Source organism: Lacticaseibacillus sp. 866-1 (assembly GCF_016861825.1).
Classification (GTDB): Bacteria; Bacillota; Bacilli; order Lactobacillales; family Lactobacillaceae; genus Lacticaseibacillus.
On the sequence record NZ_BOLU01000004.1, the window covers coordinates 48,018 to 68,519 of the forward strand.

At 55.7% G+C, this 20,502-nt stretch carries 18 protein-coding genes and 1 pseudogene; 9 read left to right on the forward strand and 10 right to left on the reverse strand.

Translation table 11 applies throughout. The annotated features are described in order from the left end of the window. Nucleotides 1-19: 19 nt before the first annotated feature. Nucleotides 20-1,150 (forward strand): annotated as a pseudogene (anmK, locus tag JUE30_RS02450) (anhydro-N-acetylmuramic acid kinase AnmK); the annotation flags it as partial. 101 nt (nucleotides 1,151-1,251) lie between these two features. Here anmK and JUE30_RS02455 read toward each other — a convergent pair. The 5 genes from JUE30_RS02455 to JUE30_RS02475 form a co-directional block, all read right to left on the reverse strand. Beyond that, nucleotides 1,252-1,518 (reverse strand): diacylglycerol kinase, encoded by a 267-nt coding sequence (locus JUE30_RS02455; protein WP_203623469.1) that lies wholly within the window; start codon nucleotides 1,516-1,518, stop codon nucleotides 1,252-1,254. A 19-nt stretch (nucleotides 1,519-1,537) separates the two neighbouring features. Further along, nucleotides 1,538-2,869, reverse strand: coding sequence for a PTS sugar transporter subunit IIC (locus JUE30_RS02460; RefSeq protein WP_203623470.1), 1,332 nt, complete (start codon nucleotides 2,867-2,869; stop codon nucleotides 1,538-1,540). Nucleotides 2,870-3,030: 161 nt separating this feature from the next. Further along, entirely contained in the window at nucleotides 3,031-3,888 is an 858-nt protein-coding gene (locus JUE30_RS02465) for a MurR/RpiR family transcriptional regulator (protein WP_203623471.1), read from the reverse strand. An 87-nt stretch (nucleotides 3,889-3,975) separates the two neighbouring features. Then, entirely contained in the window at nucleotides 3,976-4,872 is an 897-nt protein-coding gene (gene murQ / locus JUE30_RS02470) for an N-acetylmuramic acid 6-phosphate etherase (protein WP_203623472.1), read from the reverse strand. Further along, on the reverse strand, nucleotides 4,856-5,611 hold the full coding sequence (locus tag JUE30_RS02475; RefSeq protein ID WP_203623473.1) for an alpha/beta hydrolase family protein: 756 nt from the start codon (nucleotides 5,609-5,611) through the stop codon (nucleotides 4,856-4,858). The genes murQ and JUE30_RS02475 overlap by 17 nt, the downstream gene beginning before the upstream one ends. A 143-nt stretch (nucleotides 5,612-5,754) precedes the next feature. Here JUE30_RS02475 and JUE30_RS02480 point away from each other — a divergent pair, with 143 nt between their 5' ends. The 5 genes from JUE30_RS02480 to JUE30_RS02500 all read left to right on the forward strand — a co-directional run bounded on the left by JUE30_RS02480 (nucleotide 5,755) and on the right by JUE30_RS02500 (nucleotide 10,477). Beyond that, nucleotides 5,755-6,654, forward strand: a complete 900-nt coding sequence (locus JUE30_RS02480) for an N-acetylglucosamine kinase (protein WP_203623474.1) — start codon at nucleotides 5,755-5,757, stop codon at nucleotides 6,652-6,654. A 53-nt stretch (nucleotides 6,655-6,707) separates the two neighbouring features. After that, entirely contained in the window at nucleotides 6,708-7,796 is a 1,089-nt protein-coding gene (locus tag JUE30_RS02485; protein WP_203623475.1) for a DUF871 domain-containing protein, read from the forward strand. A 374-nt stretch (nucleotides 7,797-8,170) separates the two neighbouring features. Continuing rightward, nucleotides 8,171-9,550 (forward strand): branched-chain amino acid transport system II carrier protein, encoded by a 1,380-nt coding sequence (brnQ, locus tag JUE30_RS02490; RefSeq protein WP_203623476.1) that lies wholly within the window; start codon nucleotides 8,171-8,173, stop codon nucleotides 9,548-9,550. 182 nt (nucleotides 9,551-9,732) lie between these two features. After that, on the forward strand, nucleotides 9,733-9,903 hold the full coding sequence (locus JUE30_RS11215; RefSeq protein ID WP_225350801.1) for a YvrJ family protein: 171 nt from the start codon (nucleotides 9,733-9,735) through the stop codon (nucleotides 9,901-9,903). Next, entirely contained in the window at nucleotides 9,896-10,477 is a 582-nt protein-coding gene (locus JUE30_RS02500; RefSeq protein WP_203623477.1) for a GH25 family lysozyme, read from the forward strand. The genes JUE30_RS11215 and JUE30_RS02500 overlap by 8 nt, the downstream gene beginning before the upstream one ends. 48 nt (nucleotides 10,478-10,525) lie before the next feature. On the opposite strand, the gene JUE30_RS02505 is transcribed toward JUE30_RS02500, so the two are convergent. Further along, nucleotides 10,526-11,362 carry a metallophosphoesterase gene (locus JUE30_RS02505; RefSeq protein ID WP_203623478.1) on the reverse strand — a complete coding sequence of 279 codons (837 nt, stop codon included), beginning with the start codon at nucleotides 11,360-11,362 and terminating at the stop codon, nucleotides 10,526-10,528. Nucleotides 11,363-11,492: 130 nt separating this feature from the next. Here JUE30_RS02505 and JUE30_RS02510 point away from each other — a divergent pair, with 130 nt between their 5' ends. Next, on the forward strand, nucleotides 11,493-12,266 hold the full coding sequence (locus JUE30_RS02510; RefSeq protein ID WP_203623479.1) for an alpha/beta hydrolase: 774 nt from the start codon (nucleotides 11,493-11,495) through the stop codon (nucleotides 12,264-12,266). A 166-nt stretch (nucleotides 12,267-12,432) separates the two neighbouring features. Continuing rightward, complete coding sequence (locus JUE30_RS02515) at nucleotides 12,433-13,548, forward strand: peptidoglycan-binding protein (protein WP_203623480.1); 1,116 nt, start codon at nucleotides 12,433-12,435, stop codon at nucleotides 13,546-13,548. 71 nt (nucleotides 13,549-13,619) lie between these two features. On the opposite strand, the gene JUE30_RS02520 is transcribed toward JUE30_RS02515, so the two are convergent. The 4 genes from JUE30_RS02520 to JUE30_RS02535 form a co-directional block, all read right to left on the reverse strand. Then, a complete protein-coding gene (locus tag JUE30_RS02520; RefSeq protein ID WP_203623481.1) occupies nucleotides 13,620-15,170 on the reverse strand; it encodes a PH domain-containing protein in 1,551 nt (516 codons plus the stop codon). Next, nucleotides 15,160-15,627 carry a PH domain-containing protein gene (locus JUE30_RS02525; RefSeq protein WP_239061345.1) on the reverse strand — a complete coding sequence of 156 codons (468 nt, stop codon included), beginning with the start codon at nucleotides 15,625-15,627 and terminating at the stop codon, nucleotides 15,160-15,162. The genes JUE30_RS02520 and JUE30_RS02525 overlap by 11 nt, the downstream gene beginning before the upstream one ends. 205 nt (nucleotides 15,628-15,832) lie before the next feature. Next, complete coding sequence (locus JUE30_RS02530; protein ID WP_203623483.1) at nucleotides 15,833-17,728, reverse strand: DUF4838 domain-containing protein; 1,896 nt, start codon at nucleotides 17,726-17,728, stop codon at nucleotides 15,833-15,835. Then, nucleotides 17,725-19,032 (reverse strand): PTS sugar transporter subunit IIC, encoded by a 1,308-nt coding sequence (locus JUE30_RS02535; protein WP_203623484.1) that lies wholly within the window; start codon nucleotides 19,030-19,032, stop codon nucleotides 17,725-17,727. The genes JUE30_RS02530 and JUE30_RS02535 overlap by 4 nt, the downstream gene beginning before the upstream one ends. A gap of 205 nt (nucleotides 19,033-19,237) precedes the next feature. Between JUE30_RS02535 and JUE30_RS02540 the strand changes: the two genes are divergently transcribed. Next, nucleotides 19,238-20,461 (forward strand): ROK family transcriptional regulator, encoded by a 1,224-nt coding sequence (locus JUE30_RS02540; RefSeq protein WP_203623485.1) that lies wholly within the window; start codon nucleotides 19,238-19,240, stop codon nucleotides 20,459-20,461. Nucleotides 20,462-20,502 lie beyond the last annotated feature (41 nt).

Here is a 20,502-nt window from a genome sequence, read left to right on the forward strand (position 1 = left end):
AAGGGAAAAGGAGGCAGCTTCTATGTTAGCAGTCGGATTGATGTCAGGGACGTCCCTAGATGGCGTGGACGCCGCGCTAGTCGAGCTCACCGGCACCAGTGAACAAACCAAGGTCAGCTTGAAAGAATTTATCACGGTACCTTTTAGTGCGACAGAAAAAGCACAGATTCAGGCACAGCTGGCCAACGCGACGTCCAGCGTCGAGGGCTTGTGTAGCCTCGACTTTGCGCTGGGCCGCAGCTTTGGCCAGGCGGTGCTGGCAGTTTGCCAAAAGGCTGGGATTTCCAGCGATAATCTTGTCTTTGTCGCCAGCCACGGCCAAACGCTTTACCACCTGCCGGATCCCCCGGAGGGCGAAACGCGTAGCACCATGCAGCTGGGCAACGCAGCGATTATCGCCGAGCTCACCCACACTACTGTGGTGTCGGATTTTCGCGCCCGCGACATGGCCGTGGGTGGCCAAGGTGCACCCATCGTGCCGTACTCCGAGTACGTGCTATATCGCAGCCCTGATCACACCCGCATCTTGCAAAATATCGGCGGCATCGGCAACGCCACCATCATCAAGCAAAACGCCAAGCTCGAAGACCTGTTTGCCTTCGACACCGGTCCGGGCAATATGGTGATCGACGAACTGTGCCGCCACTTTTTCCATGAGGAGTACGATGACGGCGGCAAACACGGCGCGGCGGGCACGGTTAATCAGACCGTGCTGCAGGCACTGCTGAAGCATCCCTACTTCGCCGAACAACCGCCCAAAACGACGGGCCGTGAGGTGTTCGGCAAGCAATACACCGAAGCGCTGCTGGCCAACTATGACTTGAAAGCAGACGACTGGATCGCGACAGCCACCGCGCTGACGGCTCAAACCATTGCCGATGCGATCAAGCCGTTCGCGCCAGCCGGCACGCAGCTCATCGTGGGCGGCGGTGGCAGCTACAACCCGACCCTGCTCGCCATGATAGCCAAAGCCGCCCAGGGCGTTGAGGTCCTGACTCAAGAGCAGCTGGGCTTGCGCTCCGACGCCAAGGAGGCCATTGCCATGACCATTCTTGGCAACCAAACCTTGCACCATCTGCCAAGCAACGTGCCCAGCGCCACCGGAGCCAGCCGGCCCGTGATCTTGGGCAGCATGACTTACTACGATTAAGCTTCCGGCCTGCCGCAGCACTGCGGTAGGCATTTTTTTGACCGCGCCGCCATGCAAAAAGGCCGCCGACAAGTCGGCGACCTTCGCGTGCTGCTGTATCTTTACATGTGACCCTTCTTCAGGAAGTAACTGTGCTCTTCGGTCATGAAAATCACCGCGAACAAAGCGCAAAAACCGTAAAGGATCGTCGAAGCCACACTGTTCATGTGCGGCCAAATCAGATACGGGATGATCATCACCAGAAACGATGACAATGCCCAAATCCAGCGGTTAATGTTGATATTCCGCGCTTTCAGCCCGGCGATGGCCCACTGACTCAAGGCAAACACAATCAGAAAGCCAGCGAAGACGAGTATCCAGTAAAACATATCAACACCTCAAATTCTTTTAGTCAGTGGCAGCTGCGGCGTCACGCTTAGCCTGGGATTCAGAATCCTGACCGTTGCCATTGATTTCGTCAGAGTACATCTTGTTATCGTAAGCCTTCACGAACGGGAAGTAAATCACGGTCGCAACCACCAGGTTGAACAAGATCAGCACAACCATGCGCCAGTCGTTCCCAGCAGACAGGTAACCACCAATTGGTGCTGGCAGTGTCCAGGCTGGAATCGTGGTGAAGCCGTTGACCAGGCCGAACTTAACGGCGAAGTAGGAAATCGTGGTCAGAACCAGCGGTACTAAGTTGAACGGAATAAACATGTACGGGTTCAGCATCATTGGCGCACCGAAGATCATCGGCTCGTTGATGTTAAAGATCGCAGGCACGATGGAGAACCGACCAACTTCCTTCAAGAACTTCGACTTGCAGATCGTCAGGAACATCATCGCGACGACCAAAGTTGCGCCGGCACCACCGATGGTAACCGTCCACTGATAGAACTGTTCAGGGGCAATGTATGGCAGCTTGGTTGCAGCTGTGCCCTTCGCAAGGGCATCGGCGTTGGCGTTCAGCATGATCAGCCACATTGGCCGAACCACGGAACCGACGATCGACATCCCGTGAATCCCGAAGCTCCACAGCAGGTGGATCAGGAACATTGGCAGCAGCGCGCCCAGCAGGTTGTTGCCCAAAATGTTGGTCAGCGGCTGGAACAGCATCAGCAGTGCGGCGTTTACGTCGAAGCCCAGGACATCCCGGATCAACCACACAAACGTGAGAATCACAGCGCCAGGAATCAGCGCTTCAAACGAACGGGCAACGGCCGGTGGCACTTGCTCCGGCATTTTGATCGTGACGTTGTGCGTCTTGAAGAACCGGTAAGTCTCAACCGCAAAGATCATGGCCAAGATGCCACCGAACATCCCGGATGCACCCAGGTTGGCCATTGGAATCACGAAGCCAAGCGGCTTTGCCTTCGGGGTCAAGACGTTGATCGGCTGCTGCAACATGAAGAATGCACCCAGCGACAAGATCCCGCCGGTCACGCCATCCAAGTTGTAGGACTTCGCCAAGTCCTGCCCCATGACAAACGTTGCGTAAATCGCCATCAGACCCATGGTCATCCGGTAAGGAATCACGATGGTCGCCGAGTACGGTGCCAACGCATCAGCCCACGCCTTAATTGGCAGGTTGATGAAGACCATGAAGAAGGTCCCAATTAAAACCAGAGACAGCGAGGAAACAACCCCGTTACGAATGGCAAGCAGATGGCGCTGAGTCCCGATCTTCGCCATTGGTGGGACGAGTTTTTGCTCGACCCACTTCATCATCTTATCCAAACTACTCACTCCTAACCTAATTTGAGAATAATTGCTGCTAGGTGATTTTTGAAATCGCCTTCACCATGAAGTGTACCAGCCTGAAATTATATTTCAACCAGTTTGGCTAAAAAATCTGAAATTCTGTCATTTCATTTTATAGCCGGAATTGGTATATTCCATTAAAGCAGACGCTTCTTGTAATCGCGAATGACCTGGTGCGAATCCGCCAGAGCCTTCGAGGTTTGCTTGAAGTTGCAACTGACAAAGTCATAAAAAATGATGTCAACAATCATAAATTGCGCCAGCAGTGAGTTGGTCGCCGCAATGCGGTTTGCCGCCTCCTTAGGCTGCGAGGTGTGAACCGCGATGTCCGACTGTTTGGCCAGACTATTATTGCCAAAGCGCGTCAGCGAGATCAGCTTGACGCCGATTTTCTTGGCAAACTGTGCAGCCACTAGCACCTCAGGCGTCTCGCCCGAGTTGGAGATCAGCCACAGCACATCCCCCGGCCGGGCGTTGACCAGTTTGGGCAGCAGCGAGTTGAGGTCATTGTCGGCAACCGCCGGCGTACCGATGCGATTCCACTTCTGGCAAATGTTTTCTGCCGTCAAATTCGACGCGCCGATGCCGAACACAAACAGCTGCTTGGCCTTGCTCACCGCCTTGACCAGCGCCGTCACCTCATCTTGGTTGACCTGGTCCGTGGTTTCCCGGATCGATTGCAAGGCGCTGGACAGCAGCTTGCTTTTGATCGAAGGCAGGGGCTCATTGGGCGTGATGTCCGCAAAATTCTGCGGGTCATCCGGCGTCTTGGTGAGATCTGACGACAGCAGGATCTTCAGCGTGGTGAAGCCGTCAATGTCCAGACTCTTAGTCAGTCTGATCACCGAGGCGGGACTGGAGCCCGCCGCCTTGGCCAAGCTAGCCGCAGTCATGCCAATCACCTGCTCTGGGTGGGCTAGGATGAATTTCGCCACCTTATCCTCCGCCTCGGATAATTCTGCCCGGGCATTCAGGATCCGTCCCCGTACTGACATTGGTATACCTCCTTTGTAAACAAGAATAAGTGCCCACCAATAACGTGACAAGCGATTTTGTTAGTTTTCCTGACAATTCATGAAAAACTATTTCAGAATTTTCAGCGCCTTGGCGATGAAGCCGTCGCTTTGCTGCAGTGCGGCCTTAGCCTGGGCCAGATCCGTGTCGCCGTCAATCATGACGATGGCGACCTTAGGCTCGTGCTCCGCGGCTTCGTAGTACTTCTCAGCCGTTGCATAATCCACCCCGGTGGCCGCCATGATGATGCGCTTGGCCCGGTCGACCAACTTGATGTTCGTCGGCTTCACATCGACCATTAAGTTGCCGTACACCTTGCCCAGCTTGATCATGGCGGTGGTGGAAATCATGTTCAGCAGCAGCTTTTCCACGGTTCCCGCCTTCATGCGCGTCGAGCCAGTCACGACCTCCGGCCCAACCACGGCTTCGATCACCAAATCGGCGTGCGCCGAAATGGCTGCGCCTCGATTGCAGGAGAGAGCGCCAGTACCGGCGCCGACGCTTTTGGCGTAGTCGAGCCCACCAATCACATACGGCGTACGTCCGGAAGCCGCCAGGCCAAGCACAAAATCTTTGGCGCTTAAAGCATGCGCCTTGAGGTCAGCCGCGCCGCCTTCCTGGCTGTCTTCGGCGCCCTCGACGGCCTCGGTCATCGCGCTTTGGCCGCCGGCAATCAGGCCCTGCACCATTTCCGGGGAGACGCCAAAAGTCGGCACACACTCGGCCGCGTCCAGTACGCCCAGACGGCCACTGGTGCCGGCGCCAATGTAGAAAAGCCACCCGCCTTCGCGAAAGCTGGCGACGACTTGGTCCACGATGTGCGTCAGCGGCGTCATGACTTCAGGGGCCGCAATGACTGCTGGCACTTGCTGGTCCTGCTGGTTGATCGTTTTCAAAATCTCTGCCGTGCTCATCACGTCAATGTGAGTCGTCGCGGGATTACGTGCCTCAGTTGTGTTTTCCATTGTTATGCTCCTTACTTGAATCAAATAACCATGTCCAGGCTTGCGCTAACGCCTGATTCCAGAAGAACCAGTCATGCTCGCCCGGACCGGTTTGATACGTGACCCCAAGTCCAAGGTCGTGGGTCAAAAAATCGTTGAAGGCATCGTTGGCCTGCTTCATAAAATCGCTGTCGCCGATGGTGTGATACCACCGCATCCGCTGAAGTGCGGCCTGGTCTGCTTGCTTCAATGCGCGCCGCAGCTGGTCAGCCGGCACCTTTTCGCCAAACACGCGGCGGTAGTCGGGCATGATGCTTGGCACGACGCCCAGGTCGACCACCGGTGAGATAGCCACCACCGCACTGAACCAGTCCGGGTGAGCCGCCGCCAGCATCATCGCCCCAAAACCGCCCATGGAATTGCCGGCGACAATGTTGTTGTCAGGGCTGGCATCCAGCGGCAAAAGCTTTCGCATGGTTGGTATCAGCTCCTGGGTGAGATAATCATAGTATGGCGCACCGGTCACCTCATTTTGATAGAAGCTGCGATCCATTTCCGGCATCACCACCGCCACGTTATCGCGCACCGCCAGCGGTTCAATGGCCGTTTTGCGCTGCCATCCGGAGCCGTCGTCGCCCAAGCCATGGAATAGCCACACCGTGCGCAGCGGTCGGTCCGGCAGCTGGTCTGGCAGTACCACGGTTGTCCGCATCTGGTTTTGCAGCCGCTGCGACGCCCGGGTTAATGTAATCAAGGCCATTTTGACCAAGTCCTTTCTTCTTTACTCGTTCTCTTTATAAAACAAAAAACCATATAATTCAATAAAACCTTGAAAAAATATTTCACGTTGCTAATATGTAAGGGTAATCAAGCCAGGACAACTCAACACAGGGAGGCAGCACCATGACGTATCAAATCGGCATCGATAGCGGCGGCACCCATATTGTCGCCACTGCCTGGGATAACAGCGGCAAGCAGCTGGCGCAAACCACCGCCGGCCCGGGCAACATCCTGATCGACGGGCCAGGGACAATGCGCAACCTGCATCGCGTGATTGAGAAGCTGACCGCAGAGCTGGATGGTCAGGCTTGCACCCAGATCCTAGCTGGCATCGCCGGAAGTGCGACAACAGGCAACGGTGACAGCGTGGCCGCTCAGCTTCAAAAGGACTTCAGCATCCCCACCGCGGTGGTCAACGACGCGGAGCTGGCGCTGCTGAACGGACTGGAAGGGGCGGACGGCACACTGGTCATCGCCGGCACCGGCTCCATCACGTACGGCCGGCAAAACGGTCAGTTTTTGCGCGTCGGCGGCTGGGGTCAGCTGCTCGGCGATACCGGGTCTGCTTACCAGATTTTCGCGTTGGCCATGAAAAAGGCGCTCGCCGCTCATGACCGCGGCGAGGCCAGCCCGCTCATCACCTTGTGTCAGTCGCTCCTTGAAGCAAACTCGATGCCAGCCGCCGTGCGCCGCTTCTACCAGTTGGACCGCGCCCACCTCGCCGCGTTTGCCGCTAAGATTGCTGTTGCGGCCGATGACGGAGACGAAGCGGCTCAGGCCGTGATCACCGAATCGGCGCAGGCACTGGCCCAGGAAGTCTTGGTTTTGCTAGACCGCTACGATCAGCCGACGCCGCTTAAACTGGCGCTTTCCGGATCGGTACTGGTCCATAACCAAAGTTTCCGCGGCACCCTGGTCGCGGCCATCCGCGAGCGCTACCCAGTCGAGGCCCAGGTGGTCTCCACCAACAACTCGCGCGGTGTGCTGTTCTGGCACCGGTGGCAGGAACCAAAAGAATCGTAGGCGCGCTTTTTCGTTCAACGCAGCGCAGCCGTGTAATTAGGAGGAATGAATCAATGACAATGCGTCAACTTGGCCTTTCGATTTACCCGGATCACAGTGATTTCGAGAAGAATAAGGCCTATCTGGAACTTGGTAAGAAGTACGGGTTCACCCGCCTGTTCATGAGCATGCTCGAAGCTGGTAATTCGGTTGAGGAAACCCAGGCGAAGTATCAAACAATCGTCGGCGTGGCCAAGCAGCTCGGCTACCAAACCATCATCGATGTGTCTCCGCGCATTTTCGACCAGCTGGGGATCTCGTACTCGGACCTCAAGTTCTTCGCGGACCTGCACGTCGACGGCATTCGGCTCGACCAGGGCTTTGACGGGGCCACGGAAGCCCTGCTTTCGTACAACCCGTATGGCCTGATCATCGAGCTGAACATGTCCAACAACGTGGATTACCTCAACAACATCATTAGCTACCAGGCGAACACGCCTTACCTGTACGGCTGCCACAACTTCTACCCACAAGTTGGCACCGCGCTGCCTTACGATTTCTTTGAGGCCTGTTCCCAGCGGTTCCGGAAGTTCAACATTCACAGCGCCGCGTTCGTCGCCAGTCAAGTCGGCAACATGGGCCCGTGGAACGTCAACGACGGCCTGCCGACTCTTGAAGCCGACCGGCGCCTGCCGATTGAAGTTCAGGCCAAGCACCTGTGGGCCTCGGGGCTGATCGATGACGTGCTGATCGGCAACGCGTACGCCAGCGAGGACGAGCTGAAGCGGCTCAGCGAGATCAACCGCTACCAGGTGCAGTTCCACATCGATTTCGTCAAGGACGTCAATGACATTGAAAAAACGGTCGCTCTGACGCCGCAACATTTCCGCCGTGGCGACATCAACCCCAACGTGATCCGCTCGACTCAGCCGCGTGTCACCTACAAGGCCGTGCCGAACGCCCCACACGATAATGAGCAGGAATTCCAGCGCGGCGACGTGCTGGTCGGCAACGACGGCTTCGGCATCTACAAGAACGAGCTGCAGATTGTCCTCCAGCCGCACAAGGAGCCGCGCAAAAATAAAATCGGCAGCATTGCCCCGGAAGAGCTGATGCTGCTGGACTTCATCAAACCATGGAGTAAGTTCAAGTTCATCGGCTGATCACTTTTTGAAGAAAAACGCTTGACGGGTCATCAATCTAACCGTATACTCATTTTCAACAAATCAAATTGCCATGAGAAAGACCAGTAATCGATCATCCCCATTCAGCGAGCTTCGTTAGGTGCAAGGAAGCATGGGCCCGGTCGGTGAATATCCCTTTCGAGCAGGGCCCCGAACCAAGAGTAACGGGTCATGGCTGCCACCCATTACAGTGGCCGTGTATCGCCTGCGGGCCGTACATGTCGAGGCGAAGCTGGCGACAGTTTCGCGTACTCAAGGTGGTAACGTGCACAAGCACCCTTGATCTCCAGGTGGAGATCGGGGTGCTTTTTCTTTTTCTCATGGCAAGCGCATTAGCGCAGGAGGAATGTTTGATGGACTCATTGACGGAACCAAAACTGAAAACGCGCGACTATGTGGTGGTCGCTTCAATGCTGTTCGGCCTGTTCTTCGGCGCCGGCAACCTGATCTTCCCGCTGCACCTTGGCCAGCTCGCCGGGGCCAACTGGCTGCCGGCCGCACTGGGCTTTCTGGTGACCGCGGTAGTCCTGCCGCTGCTGTCGGTGCTCGCCATTTCCGCCACGCACGCCAAGGGGGTCTATGACGTCGGCCGACCGCTGGGCAAGTGGTTCGCCCTAGCCTTCATGATCCTGATCCACGCCACCATCGGCCCGCTGTTCGGCACGCCACGCACGGCAACGGTCGCCTTCACCACCGGGGTCGCGCCGATGCTGCCAAAAGCCGCGGCGCAAGGCGGCCTGCTGGTCTTCTCCGCGCTGTTTTTCCTGGCGGCGTTCCTGCTGTCGTACAAGGAAAATAAAATCACTAGCGCGGTTGGCAAGGTGCTGAACCCGACCTTCCTGGTGCTACTGTTCGTGCTGTTTTTCGCCGGTTACCTGAACCGCATGGGCAGCGTCGGGGCCGCCGCCGTGACGGCTGATTACAAGTCTGCCGGCTTTCTGAACGGCTTCTTGCAGGGCTATAACACGATGGACGCGCTGGCCGGCCTGGCCTTCGGGGTCACGGTCGTCACCGCGGTGCGCGGCCTCGGCCTGAAAAAAGACGGCGAGGTCGCCAAGTTCACCGCCAAGGCCGGCGTGCTTGCCACTGCCGCCATCGGCCTCGTGTACCTCCTGCTGATCGGGCTGGGCGCCATGTCCGTCAACCGCTTCGCCGTCAGCTCCGAAGGCGGCACCGCGTTCAACCAAATTGTCACCTATTACTTCGGCGCCAGCGGCCACGCGCTGCTGGCCGCGATGCTGACCTTGACCTGCCTGACCACTGCGGTCGGCCTGGTTGCGGCGTTCGCGCAGGACTTCCACAAGCATTTTCCCAAGGTCAGCTACCGCGCCTGGCTGGCGATGATGAGCTTTGCGTCGTTCCTGACCGCGAACTTCGGCCTGGACACCATCATCCAGTGGTCGACGCCAATGCTGATGTTCCTGTACCCGCTGGCGATGGTGCTGATCGGCCTGTCCGTTGCCTCGCACCTGTTCCACCGCGACCCGGTCGTCTACGGCTTCGTCGTTGCCTTCACCGTTGTGCCCGCGCTGTTTGACATGGTCGCCTCGTTCCCGGCCGTCGTTTCGAAAAGTGCGTTCGGGCTGGCGGTCACCCACCTGCGCGATGCCTACCTGCCGTTTGCCAGTCTCGGCCTGGGCTGGGTCGCACCGGCGTTGGTCGGCCTGGCGATTGGTCTGACGATCCACTTCGTCCGCCAGCACCAGACTGCGGCGGCCTCCGAGCTGGACTAGCCGCCCCGCCCAAGTGTCGCCAGCAGCCCTAGCTTGCCGCTTTGAAGTTTTTCCCAAAAGCCGAAGCGGCAGCCTTGTGCAAAAAGGTTTATGTCAATTACGTAAATGCCGGCCCAAACGGTTGGCATTTTTTTACGAACGTGAGATACTAACTTTAAGTCAGCGCCACCCAAGGAGAAAATATGGATGCACAACTCACCAATTACCTCATCAATCAGGCCAGCGGCGTGGTGATTGCGTACCTGCTGATCACCCGTGTGGAGCATCGCCTCGACGTGCTGATTGAAGAGGTCACCAAGCTGACCAAGGAAATCGCCGCCGTCGGGAAGTTGGGAAGTGAACTCAATGGCTGAACTAGTCGCTGATGTCTCCTCCTGGAACCCGGACACCGCCGTCTTCTTCCAGACCCTGAAAAAAGTCGGGACCAAGGCCGTGATCGTCAAGCTGTCTGAAGGGACCAGCTACCGCAACCCGAAGGCGCCGGCCCAGATCAAAAACGCCTGGGCCGCGGGCATGCATGTTCACGGCTACCACTACGCCAAGTTCCAAACCGTCGACCAGGCCAAGGCCGAGGCGCGCTACTTCGCCGCCACGGCTAAGCTGCGCGGCCTCAACCACACCAGCGTAATGGCGCTGGATCTGGAGGACGCGAGTATCAAAGGCGATACGACTGCGCGCGTGGCCGCGTTCATCACCACGCTGAAGCAGGCCGGCTACTCGAAAGTCGACCTGTACACCAGTGCCAGCTGGATCTGGTACAAGCGCGTGAACCTGGCGCAGCTGGTGAAGCTGAACCTCTGGATCGCCCGCTACCAGGCCAACCAGCCCGGCGTGAACAACGTGGGCACCTGGCAGTTCACGTCCGACTTTCACGGCCTGAAAGTCGACATGAGCTACGATTTCTTTGGTTATTACAGCAAGGTTTAGACACTGCAGCGCCCGTCATCCCTAAGCGATGGCGGGCGCTGTTTGCGATTATTTATGGAAAAACTTGGCGACCTGTTCAACGTACCCGTGCTCGGCGTTGACCCGGCGCAGCAGCGGCAGGTCGTGCGTTGACGTCTCGCCAGTTTCGCGCAGGTGCCGGTACAGATCAGGGTATGGCACGTTTTGCTGAATCGCGCGCTGAATCTCCTTTTGAATGTCGTATTCGACCTTACGGAACTCAACGTCCACGCGGCCGAGGCGGTCGACGTGCAGCAGCGCGTAATGCGCCCGCTGGTCGGCGAAAAACTTGTGCCACGGCGAGTATGGCTGGCCGACCGCACCGGGATTGACCACGAGCTGGCCTGCAGAGGTCGGCCGCATCAGCTGCTGGTGCGTGTGCCCGTACACGGCGAGGTCCTGGTCTGCAGTCAGGAACTGGTCAAAATGGTCCTGCGGCTGCGTCGGGTAAAGGTCGCGGCCGCCGGGACGCGTGCGCTGATTGTGCGCCACGCCGATTTTCAGGCCGTTGACTGTGCGCTCGCCGGCGATTGGATGCACCTGCAGCGCCTGCCATTGGGCGGCGCTGACATGCTCGCACGCGTATTCGACCAGGCGCGCCACGTAAACATCCCCCGGATTGTCCAGATGGAACCGGCCCGCCATGATTGCATACATGTCCAGCTCCCAGTTGCCATTCAGCCACACATCGGGATGAACTGTTTCCAACAACTTGATCAGCGCCACGTCGGCGGGTCCGGGCAGAAACAAATCGCCCAGGAACCAGTACCGCGTGGCGACGTGCTTTTTCGCGTCGGCCAGCACCGCCTCAAGCGCCGTCTGGTTACCGTGCACATCAGCCATTACCGCAATCGTTTCGTCTTGCATTGCCCCCGCCTCCTTGAGGTAATCATACGAAATGGCGCACCGCTGTCAAGCGGCCGGCCTTGCCTCAGTGCAAGCCAAAATTTTTGAATTTTCGCGCCATCGCGGTTAAGCTGACCCTGGAGGTGGTAGCATGCAAATCAAACATGATGTCGTTTACGACGCGGCCAACCACTTGACCCTGGACCTTTATGGGCCGGACGGCGTAGCGCGCGGCGGAATCATTCAGATCCACGGCGGCGGCTGGTTCCGCGGCGACAAGGCCAAGGATGAGGACTGGGCCGAGCGCTGGGCGGCGCGCCAGTACGTGGTCCTGGTACCGAACTACCGCATCGCCCCAGCCTTCCACTACCCGGCAGCCCAGGACGACATGGACACGCTGATGGCCTGGGTCAAAACCGCCCAGCTGCCGTTTGATAAAAATCACCTGGCGGCGGTCGGCAGCTCTGCCGGCGGCAACATGTCAGTCGAGCTCGCCATCAAGTACGGCATCCCCGCCATTTCGCTGTCCGGCATTTTGGACATCGGCGACTGGCTGAGCAAGCACGAGGCCGTCGACGCGGCGGAAGGCGACACCAGTGACTTTAACCAGCGGGCCAGCGCGACCATTAATCAGGACGGGCCTAACGATCCGTTTTACAAATGGTTCATGACCAACTACATCGCCCCGGCCGACTACGCGAAAGCAACACCCGCGCCGCGTGTCACCGCCAAAACCGGCCCGCTGTACCTAGCCAACTCGCTGAACGAGTTCGTGCCAACCAGCGGCCTGTTTCAAATGGGCAAGGCGCTGAGTCAGGCTCAGGTGCCGTTCACCCTGCGGACGGTGACCGGCAGTCGCCACGCTAAGGGTTACCTCGATGATGTCTTCGATGAGCTCAACCTATTCTTGAATAAGGTCATTTAACCAACATGAGACGTCTTGCCGCCAGCGATTCGCGAGCGGCTAGGCGTCTTTTTACGCCTTCAGCGGTATTTGATTCACCCGTTGAATTTTTCTCTGGTGCTCAGGGCGCTCACTGTGATACACTTCACATAAGCCATGAAAACGCTTTTATAGGGAGGACTTTTTTATGAAGAAGATCACGATTATCGGGGCGACCGTGCTCATGACACTTAGCCTAGCCGCATGCGGCAACAGCTCCAGCTCGTCTGATAGCAGCAGCAAGACCAGCACCTCGAAGACCGCGCCCAAAGCGGCCAAAGTGAAAATCAGCACCGGCGCCGTCAAGGACGCGACCGTGCCGGGCCAAGGCACCCTGGTGATGCGCCAGCTGTACGCAGCACCGCACGGCAAGCAGTCATTCGCCGCCGTGACGGTCACCCTGAACGGGGACACCATCGTCAACGCGAAGATCGACGAGTTCCAGTACGTGGCCAAAAGCGCCGACTGGACCGCCGTGCCAAACGGCGATTCGGACTTCGGCAAGGGCTTTCCGAAGGGCCAGATTCTGATCGGCAAGTACCAAAACAGCAAGCCGTACTCCGCTTTGATGAAAAAGGAAGCCAAGGCGACTCACACCTGGCAGGAGAACGCGACGGCAATCGAGGACTTCGTCAAGGGCAAGACCATTGACGAGGTAAAGGCCGCAGTCGGCGACGTGGCCGCAACCAAGAAGGTCAGCGACGTGGTTTCCGGCGCCACCTTCGTCGACACCAAGGGCTATCTGCAGTCCATTTACGACGCGGCGACCACCGGTATGGTCTCCACCGGCATCGAAACGACGGACAACAATATCGTGACCGGCCAGACCCTTGCCGCCCCTCACGGCAAGCAGTCCTTCGCCATCGTGACCGTGGCGATGCAAGGCGACAAGATTGCCGACACCTTCGTCGACGAGTTCCAGTACGTGCCAAGCAGCAGCTTCGGCGGCGTGCCGAATTCCGACAGCGACTTTGGCAAGACCACAAAGGCCGGCACCGTCCTCGGCTCCAAGCGCGCCAATGACACGGCGTACTCCGACCTGATGAAAAAGGAAGCCAAGGCGACCCACACCTGGCAGGAAAACGCCGACGCCATCAACGATTTCGCCAAGGGCAAGACGATTGCCGAACTTGAGGCCGCAACCGCAACGCTCGATGGCAAGACCAAGAAGAGCGACATCACCGATGTTGTCTCCGGTGCGACCTTCGCCGACACCCAAGGCTACCTGAAGGCCATCATCGACGCCGCCAAGTTGGCAAAATAAGCTTCACTAGAATCGAATAGGCATCCCGGCCGAACCGCCGAGATGCCTATTTGCTTGCCTTCATTTTCTGCCTACTGCAGGCCGCCGCCTTGAAAATCGGCCGGGCGATACCAGGCGCGCACTGCGTCGGCAATCGACTGTTCCAAGTAACTGACCTCGATGTTCTCGTTGCCGTCGCCTTTGCGCACGTTGACCACCAGGTGGGCCACCTGCTTCTTGGCCAGCCAGTAACTGGTGTTGACCTCCAGCGACTGAATGTTGGCACGCCGCACGAAGAAGCGCTGCCGGCGCCACCAGCCGCCCTTTTGCAGGACCAGCAGATCTGGCGAGAGAATCTTCACCCCGGCGTTGCGCGCGGCGTACGTCCCTTGAAAGGCGGTGAAGGCCACCCAGACCAGGCTGAGGCCAATCGCGATGGCCAGCCACTTCGCCTGCCAAAAATAAATCGCGAGCGAGAGCCCGACCGCCAGCCCCAACCCAGTCAGCACCGAGTTGCGGATGTAGTACCAATAGCGGCGACGCTGGACCGGCTGCAGCGGTGGCACCGCGGCCGGCAGCCATGTGATGAAGCGGCGCATGGTCGGCAGCGTCTGGTCCTCCTTGACCACCGGCATCAGGACCATCGCATCAGAGGTTTCGTCGTCTGACGCATTCGAGGCGATCAGCCCCTGCACCGTAGTCAGGTGAAACAGTTGGCGCAGTACCGTCTGGGAAAAGCGCACCGCCTGCAGCTGGTGCAGCCGCGTGCTGACCTGCGTCCGCTTCAGCAGGCCACGGGCCGCGGTCAGCGTGTCCCCATTTTGCGTCAGGGTGAACTGGTAGTATTTTTGCAGCAAACGTAGGTAGGAAATCAGGATGCCGATGATCAGTGCGAACACGATGAGCGCCAGCAAGGCCGCGGCGGCCAGCTGCGCCATGTAGTGATCAATGTTGCGCTCCCAGCCATTAGGCACGATGTCGTCGAACTTGTCCCACAGCCACAGCGCCCCAGTTAGAATCGGGATAAACCCCAGCGAGGTCAGGGCGTAGACGTTCAGGTCATGGGCGGAAATCGTGTAGCGCGCGGTTCGCGAATCGACTTCAGCCGGAGCAGAACTGACAGTTGCAACTGGCGCATCCTCCGCTCCGGCGATGTCCGCCTCGGCTGCAGCCGCCTGAGCCACAGCAGCTTGTTCGCCGCGCATCATTTTCCGCCGGGCCTCGATTTCCGCGCCCACTGCCGGGGCCACGGCGTACAGCTGCGCCTCGCCTTCCTTGCCATTCTTACTGGAGGTCTCGATCACCAGACTTTCCAAGTTGAATGGTTTGAGGAAAAACCACTGCTGGTGGCGCAGCGTCTGAATTTTGGCGTATGGAATATGGCGGGTCTTGCGCACAAACAGGCCAGATTTGATGACGACTTGGGAATCGGCAAGCCGGTAGGTAAACCGCAGGTACCGCACCAAGGTACTGGCGACCACCAGAAGGAAGCCAGCCCCGACCAAGAGCCAGACGATCCAGCCGCCATCGGCCCGGTCCCGAAACCCGATCACGACCAGGCCAATGACATAAATCACGCTATTATAGAGGCTCTGGCCGAGCATCAAAATCAGCGCGGCCCGCGGCAGACGTTCATCCTTCATCGCGGGCCTCCTGCGCCAGCTGCATGATCCGGTCCCGCAGCTCGGCCGCCACCTCCTGCGTCACGCCGGCGATCGAATCGGTCGTCGAGGCCGTTTGTACCTGCACCTCTTGCAGCCCTTGCCACTGCATGATTGGCCCAGACTCCAGCGTGACGTTTTGAATGCGGCTGATTGGCACCGCCTTTTCCGAACGAAAAATGTAACCGCTGCGCAAATACACCGCGGTTGGTGTGATCAGATAACGCCAGAACTGATACCGGTACGGAATCAGCACCAGGTGGATCCCCGCGTGCAAAATCGCCGCGGCAAAGGTGATGGCGGCCGGCCACCACGGCCAGTGCCACAACTGCCACGCCACCACCAGAAAAATGGTGATTGCCAGCCAAACGGCGCCGTCAATCAGCGCTTTCGTGCGCCAGACCGTCTTGATCTGGGCTGGTAAGTGTTCCCCTTTCATCCCCATCAACTCCTCTTTCCGGTAGTATACCCCGAAAGCGATTGCAACGGGGTGACATGACAATTCTGTTCGCTATCTCAATTATTCCTGGTTGGCCATGTGCCCAAACAAAAGCCTGCCCCGGAGATAAATCGGGGCAGGCATGTCAATCACAGACCTATGCTATTGCATCTGTGTCTTCAATTATTTTGAGACTTAACTTTCATTAATCATCTCGGTTCTTAAAACCGGCGTAGTTGGTTGCCACTTCGGTGATTCGATAAACATCGAGTTCTTGCTGAAAGGCCGGTTCATGAAGTTTGATTGCGTCCTCGAACTCAATCCATTCTTGTTCTGCTTCCTGCTGATGTCCCCCAGCTTGCAATGCCAGCGCATGCGCGAGCCTAGAGAATACTTGGCGATGATAGTCCAGAATTCGCCAATTCTGGTGAGAAACCCCTGTTGAGGACGCAAGTCCTGCCTGAATTTCAGGCAAAAATTTCGTCATATTATCAACAATGGCGGTGAAGTGAGCCGCTTGATTGGCGTTCACCCGAGGCCCGATTGCATTGAAGTAATCACTACTCGACAGAGCGGAAATTCGTTCCAAATAGTCAACCACTTGATGTGCGCGAGAACCAAATGCAGCCTTAAAATATTCATCTCGCAACGTCTGATAGGACAAGGACTTGTCCCACAACGTCCGACCCATGACATAGTTTGGAAGCGTCGTTGGAAAACCAGCCCGCAGCTCCTGACAACTGATATAGCCGTTTAGGTGTAACTTACTCAAGTATTGAACATCGCGGCTGATGATCTGGCTAATTTTCATGTAGCCTAAATCCCCATAGTGCGCACGACCAAGGGGATAATCATAAACAAAGCTATCACCCTTGAACATCTTTTGCCAGGCGAACAAGAAGGACAAGTTTTCCTCCAACGAGTTCGGCAGGGTCGTGTGATTACGAACGTATGGAGTGGGCTCGGGAATGCCATGCGCGTAATCGACATCCGCATAACTCTTCTCAAAAGTCCGGCTGATTGGCGCGAACATCATCACGAAGCGTTCCGGATGCTCAATTGTCGCACTTTCCGGGGCAAATAACAGCTCGTGGTAAAGCAGAAAACAAATCTTAGTGTTTAACCCGGCCGCTGTTAGCTGTTCATCCAGGTAGTTCAAAAACTCAACATATTGGTCTGACGGCAGCACCTTCTGACAGTCATCACATTCGCAGACGTTGTTATCGCCATCTGAAAGCCAGACATGCAGATAGTCGACCTCTGAGTGCTGTCTAGCATAGTCAACAATTACCTGCGCCATCTTCTGGTTAACCGTCGAATTAGACATGTCAAGATTAGTAAAAATTGGTGTGCCTTGGATCAGGTCGCGCTTACCATTGACTTCTGCCACCAATGACTTCTTGGACTCGGGAAGCTTTTTGCCATCCTCCCAGCCAAACTCGGAAGAGTAACCTAGCACCTCACCGGTCCAGCCATGGCCAACCCGGTGATGCCGCAAATCTCGCTTGGCAATTTCAGCGTCAACTTTTGCGCTCATCTCACGAATCTCATCATTTGAGAGGTCTTTTCCTGTTAAGGAGTGGTTGAATTGATGACTGTACCAACGTTTCAGGAACGTGTATGGGTTAGCAAACTGGATAAAGAAGCTGTTGAAACCATTTTTTGGCAGCCAATCAATAAAATCGACAATGTTTTCAAGGGAATCCGCACCTTCAATGCAAACACCACGATGTTTATAACTGGCTGTGTGATCATAATGCTGCTCTGTCTGAAGCATTGCCATGCCAGGCTTGGGAACCACCTCATTGGCACGTCCCGGTCTCAGAAAGCGGGCACCTTGATCATGTAGATATTGATAGAGTCCAATTAGTAAAGCCACAGGACGGTTACCGACAATGGTCACCTTGCCGCCGACCTGATCATAACGCGCGTGATCGAGGACCTGATCATCCGGAGCGACGTTCAAAACAATATCGGCGGCCTGAGAATTCTCGACTGCTTTAGTTGTCTCCCCGGTCATCTTGCTAAAGTAATACTGTGCCTCTTGATTCGCAAACAAGGTTGTTTGATTCTGCCGGTCTGAAAAGATGGTGATACTCATACCTCGGCCCCCTTTACTGGCGCTGTCTTGCCCTTGGCTTCTTCCTCGAGCCGCGCATTATCTGCAGCCTTGAAGAATGGGTAGTAAATGGCAACAGAAAGCACAACACAGATAAATTGCAGAATTGCTGCTGCAACACTGCCACCGCAAGCAAGGAATCCACCAATAATCGGCGGCATGGTCCATGGCAACACGACCCCAGTGGTTAAAGGTACCAGCCCTGACAGCATGGCAAAATAGGTAATTGTTGCGTTTGCCAGTGGTGCCAGCAGGAATGGAATCAACATAATAGGGTTCAAAACTGTCGGAAAACTGAATAGGATCGCAGTATTGATGTTAAAAATGGCAGGAATCCCAGAAATTCTACCCAGTGTCTTGTACTCATGACTCTTGCTGAAGAACATTAAGCAAAGAGCCAGTCCGATGGTCGCACCGCCACCGCCCATGTAAACAAACAGATCAATGAATGGTTGCGTAATAATATTTGGCAAGTGCGCAGCCCCTTGAGCCATCGCGACCCGGTTAGCGTCAGTGAACTGCAACCAGATTGGCTGCATCACGGTATTCACAATTTGACCACCATTGACGCCACAGAACCAGAACAGAGAGTTGAGCAGGATCGCAACAAATGTGCCGACCAATGAGCCGCCAATCAAGCTGAGTGGTTTACCGATAATGATGGCAAGCAGATTGTTCAGGCTACCAATCCCAACAGTACGAATAGTCCAGGTCACTGCTTCAAAGAAAATCAAAATGACAGTGCCTGGCACCAGTGCCATAAATGACTTACCGACCACATCCGGGACACTGTCCGGCATCTTGATCGTAATGTTTTTTTGAATGAACCAACGAAAGATTTCTGCGGTAATGAAACCGACAATAATTGCGGTGAACAACCCCTGGCCGCCTAAGCCAGCGTAAGGAATACCTGCTGCCCCAGTCTTATCAGTGAGTGACGGTGTTGTGAGCAACATACTTGCCAGCGCCAAGGCACCCGCCGATAGGCCATCTGTGTTATAGGAAGTGGCCAACCGATAGGCCACCCCGAAACATGTGAATAAGGCAATTAATCCAAAACTATTGCTGACCAAATTATTGAGGACAACATCCATCCCAACCTGGTGGAGCCAGTTAGTCCAACTGGTCACTGGAAAGCTGACAATTACTTGGAAAATCGAACCAATCAAGACCAGCGGCATCGCCAGCATAAAACCTTCACGTAACGCCTTGAGATGACGCTGTTTACTGATACGTTCACCCAAAGGAGCTAGCTTATTTTGCAAAAAAGCCATAAACGCGTGCATAATGACATCTCCCTTTTATTTTTAAATCCGAACTTATACTATAATGAAAGCGCTTATTAGTCAATGCAATTTTTTACCTTTTAAAATTTAAACCGTGCAAGTAATGGCTTGCATTTGCCAATTTAAGTCCAATATTGCAGCGTCAACTGAATCATTTGATTTTTTTATTTTCTAAAGATAAACTTGAACTAAGGGAGACATCATAATGGCAGATTCGTTTAATACTAACCAGATCAACGTCGTTCAGTACCTGTACAGGCACCCTGCAGCAAGCAGAACCGACATTACGCAGACGCTCAACATTACACCAGCCACGGTTTCGGCCGTGATTGCTCAGCTCATTTCATTTCATCTGGTAGTAGAAACCGGAGAAGAAATTGCGCGGGCTACTGGTTCAGGACGAAAGCAAAAAATCATTTCACTAGACCCGAACTATGGCTGTCTGATCGGGGTCGATTTCACTCTGGCTGGGTTTGCCGCCTACGCGACCGACCTGACCGGGCATCATATCGATCACTCTTATCAACCGTATGAGGAGATTGCAGGCCAATCGCTCAACCGCAGCGTGGCCAATGCAATCAACAACTTGGTCAGCGCACATCCAGAGCGACACTTTATTGGGGTTGGCCTCTCGATTCCCGGACATTACGATTCGGAGAATCATACGCTTATTTCAAACAATCAAATGTGGCAAGGCTTTGACCTTAAAATCATCGCGGCTGATATCAATCTGCCAATTGTCGCAGAGAACAACGTTGAGTGCATGGCCATGGCCCAATACCTGTTTGACGTCGAAAGCACGCCCGAGAACTTTCTGTTCATGCATGCAGGTTTTGGTCTATACTGTGCTTTTCTTCAATCGAAGGGCTTACATCCAAAGCGCAATTACTATATTGGTGAAATTGGTCATACAGTCGTCGATCCGGAAGGCTTTCAGTGTGAGTGTGGGAAGCGTGGCTGTCTCCAGACCTATATCTCCGAAACTTGGCTGGTTAAGCGTGCCAGGGACCTCTACCAATCTTCTTCAATCACTGTTCTCCGCTCTTTGGTCAAATCACCGGATAAAATCAATTTGGACACCATTCTCGCGGCATACAGGCTGGGCGATTCCTACATCACTAAGATGCTGCAAGATGGCCTACATTACTTGGCAATCGCTGTCGCCAACTTACTGATGATGTCTGACGCCGACGCCATCTACCTTAATAGTCGACTGCTCCAAGATCCCGCCTTTAGCGACCAGGTTCTCGCCACCATCAATAATCAACTCCGGTTTATTCCAACGAAGAAAAATACTTCAGTGGAGGTCGTTAAGTATGACAACACCCGTGCCGCTCGAGGGGCGTGTGCATTAGCTGCGCTGGCGTTTGTTGTGCAAAATCCGGGCTATCAAGCAATTGCACTCTCCGCAAGTACTAATCACCATTAATTGATGTGCTGGATAGCTCACTGTATCAACAGACTGTCATC

Excerpts from the sequence above, each read along its gene's own strand:
- JUE30_RS02455 (WP_203623469.1), bottom strand. The coding sequence starts at position 1,518 with ATGTTTTACTGGATACTCGTCTTCGCTGGCTTTCTGATTGTGTTTGCC.
- JUE30_RS02465 (WP_203623471.1), bottom strand. The coding sequence starts at position 3,888 with ATGTCAGTACGGGGACGGATCCTGAATGCCCGGGCAGAATTATCCGAG.
- murQ (WP_203623472.1), bottom strand. The coding sequence starts at position 4,872 with ATGGAAAACACAACTGAGGCACGTAATCCCGCGACGACTCACATTGAC.
- JUE30_RS02475 (WP_203623473.1), bottom strand. The coding sequence starts at position 5,611 with ATGGCCTTGATTACATTAACCCGGGCGTCGCAGCGGCTGCAAAACCAG.
- JUE30_RS02480 (WP_203623474.1), top strand. The coding sequence starts at position 5,755 with ATGACGTATCAAATCGGCATCGATAGCGGCGGCACCCATATTGTCGCC.
- JUE30_RS02485 (WP_203623475.1), top strand. The coding sequence starts at position 6,708 with ATGACAATGCGTCAACTTGGCCTTTCGATTTACCCGGATCACAGTGAT.
- brnQ (WP_203623476.1), top strand. The coding sequence starts at position 8,171 with ATGGACTCATTGACGGAACCAAAACTGAAAACGCGCGACTATGTGGTG.
- JUE30_RS11215 (WP_225350801.1), top strand. The coding sequence starts at position 9,733 with ATGGATGCACAACTCACCAATTACCTCATCAATCAGGCCAGCGGCGTG.
- JUE30_RS02500 (WP_203623477.1), top strand. The coding sequence starts at position 9,896 with ATGGCTGAACTAGTCGCTGATGTCTCCTCCTGGAACCCGGACACCGCC.
- JUE30_RS02505 (WP_203623478.1), bottom strand. The coding sequence starts at position 11,362 with ATGCAAGACGAAACGATTGCGGTAATGGCTGATGTGCACGGTAACCAG.
- JUE30_RS02510 (WP_203623479.1), top strand. The coding sequence starts at position 11,493 with ATGCAAATCAAACATGATGTCGTTTACGACGCGGCCAACCACTTGACC.
- JUE30_RS02515 (WP_203623480.1), top strand. The coding sequence starts at position 12,433 with ATGAAGAAGATCACGATTATCGGGGCGACCGTGCTCATGACACTTAGC.
- JUE30_RS02520 (WP_203623481.1), bottom strand. The coding sequence starts at position 15,170 with ATGAAGGATGAACGTCTGCCGCGGGCCGCGCTGATTTTGATGCTCGGC.
- JUE30_RS02525 (WP_239061345.1), bottom strand. The coding sequence starts at position 15,627 with ATGAAAGGGGAACACTTACCAGCCCAGATCAAGACGGTCTGGCGCACG.
- JUE30_RS02530 (WP_203623483.1), bottom strand. The coding sequence starts at position 17,728 with ATGAGTATCACCATCTTTTCAGACCGGCAGAATCAAACAACCTTGTTT.
- JUE30_RS02535 (WP_203623484.1), bottom strand. The coding sequence starts at position 19,032 with ATGCACGCGTTTATGGCTTTTTTGCAAAATAAGCTAGCTCCTTTGGGT.
- JUE30_RS02540 (WP_203623485.1), top strand. The coding sequence starts at position 19,238 with ATGGCAGATTCGTTTAATACTAACCAGATCAACGTCGTTCAGTACCTG.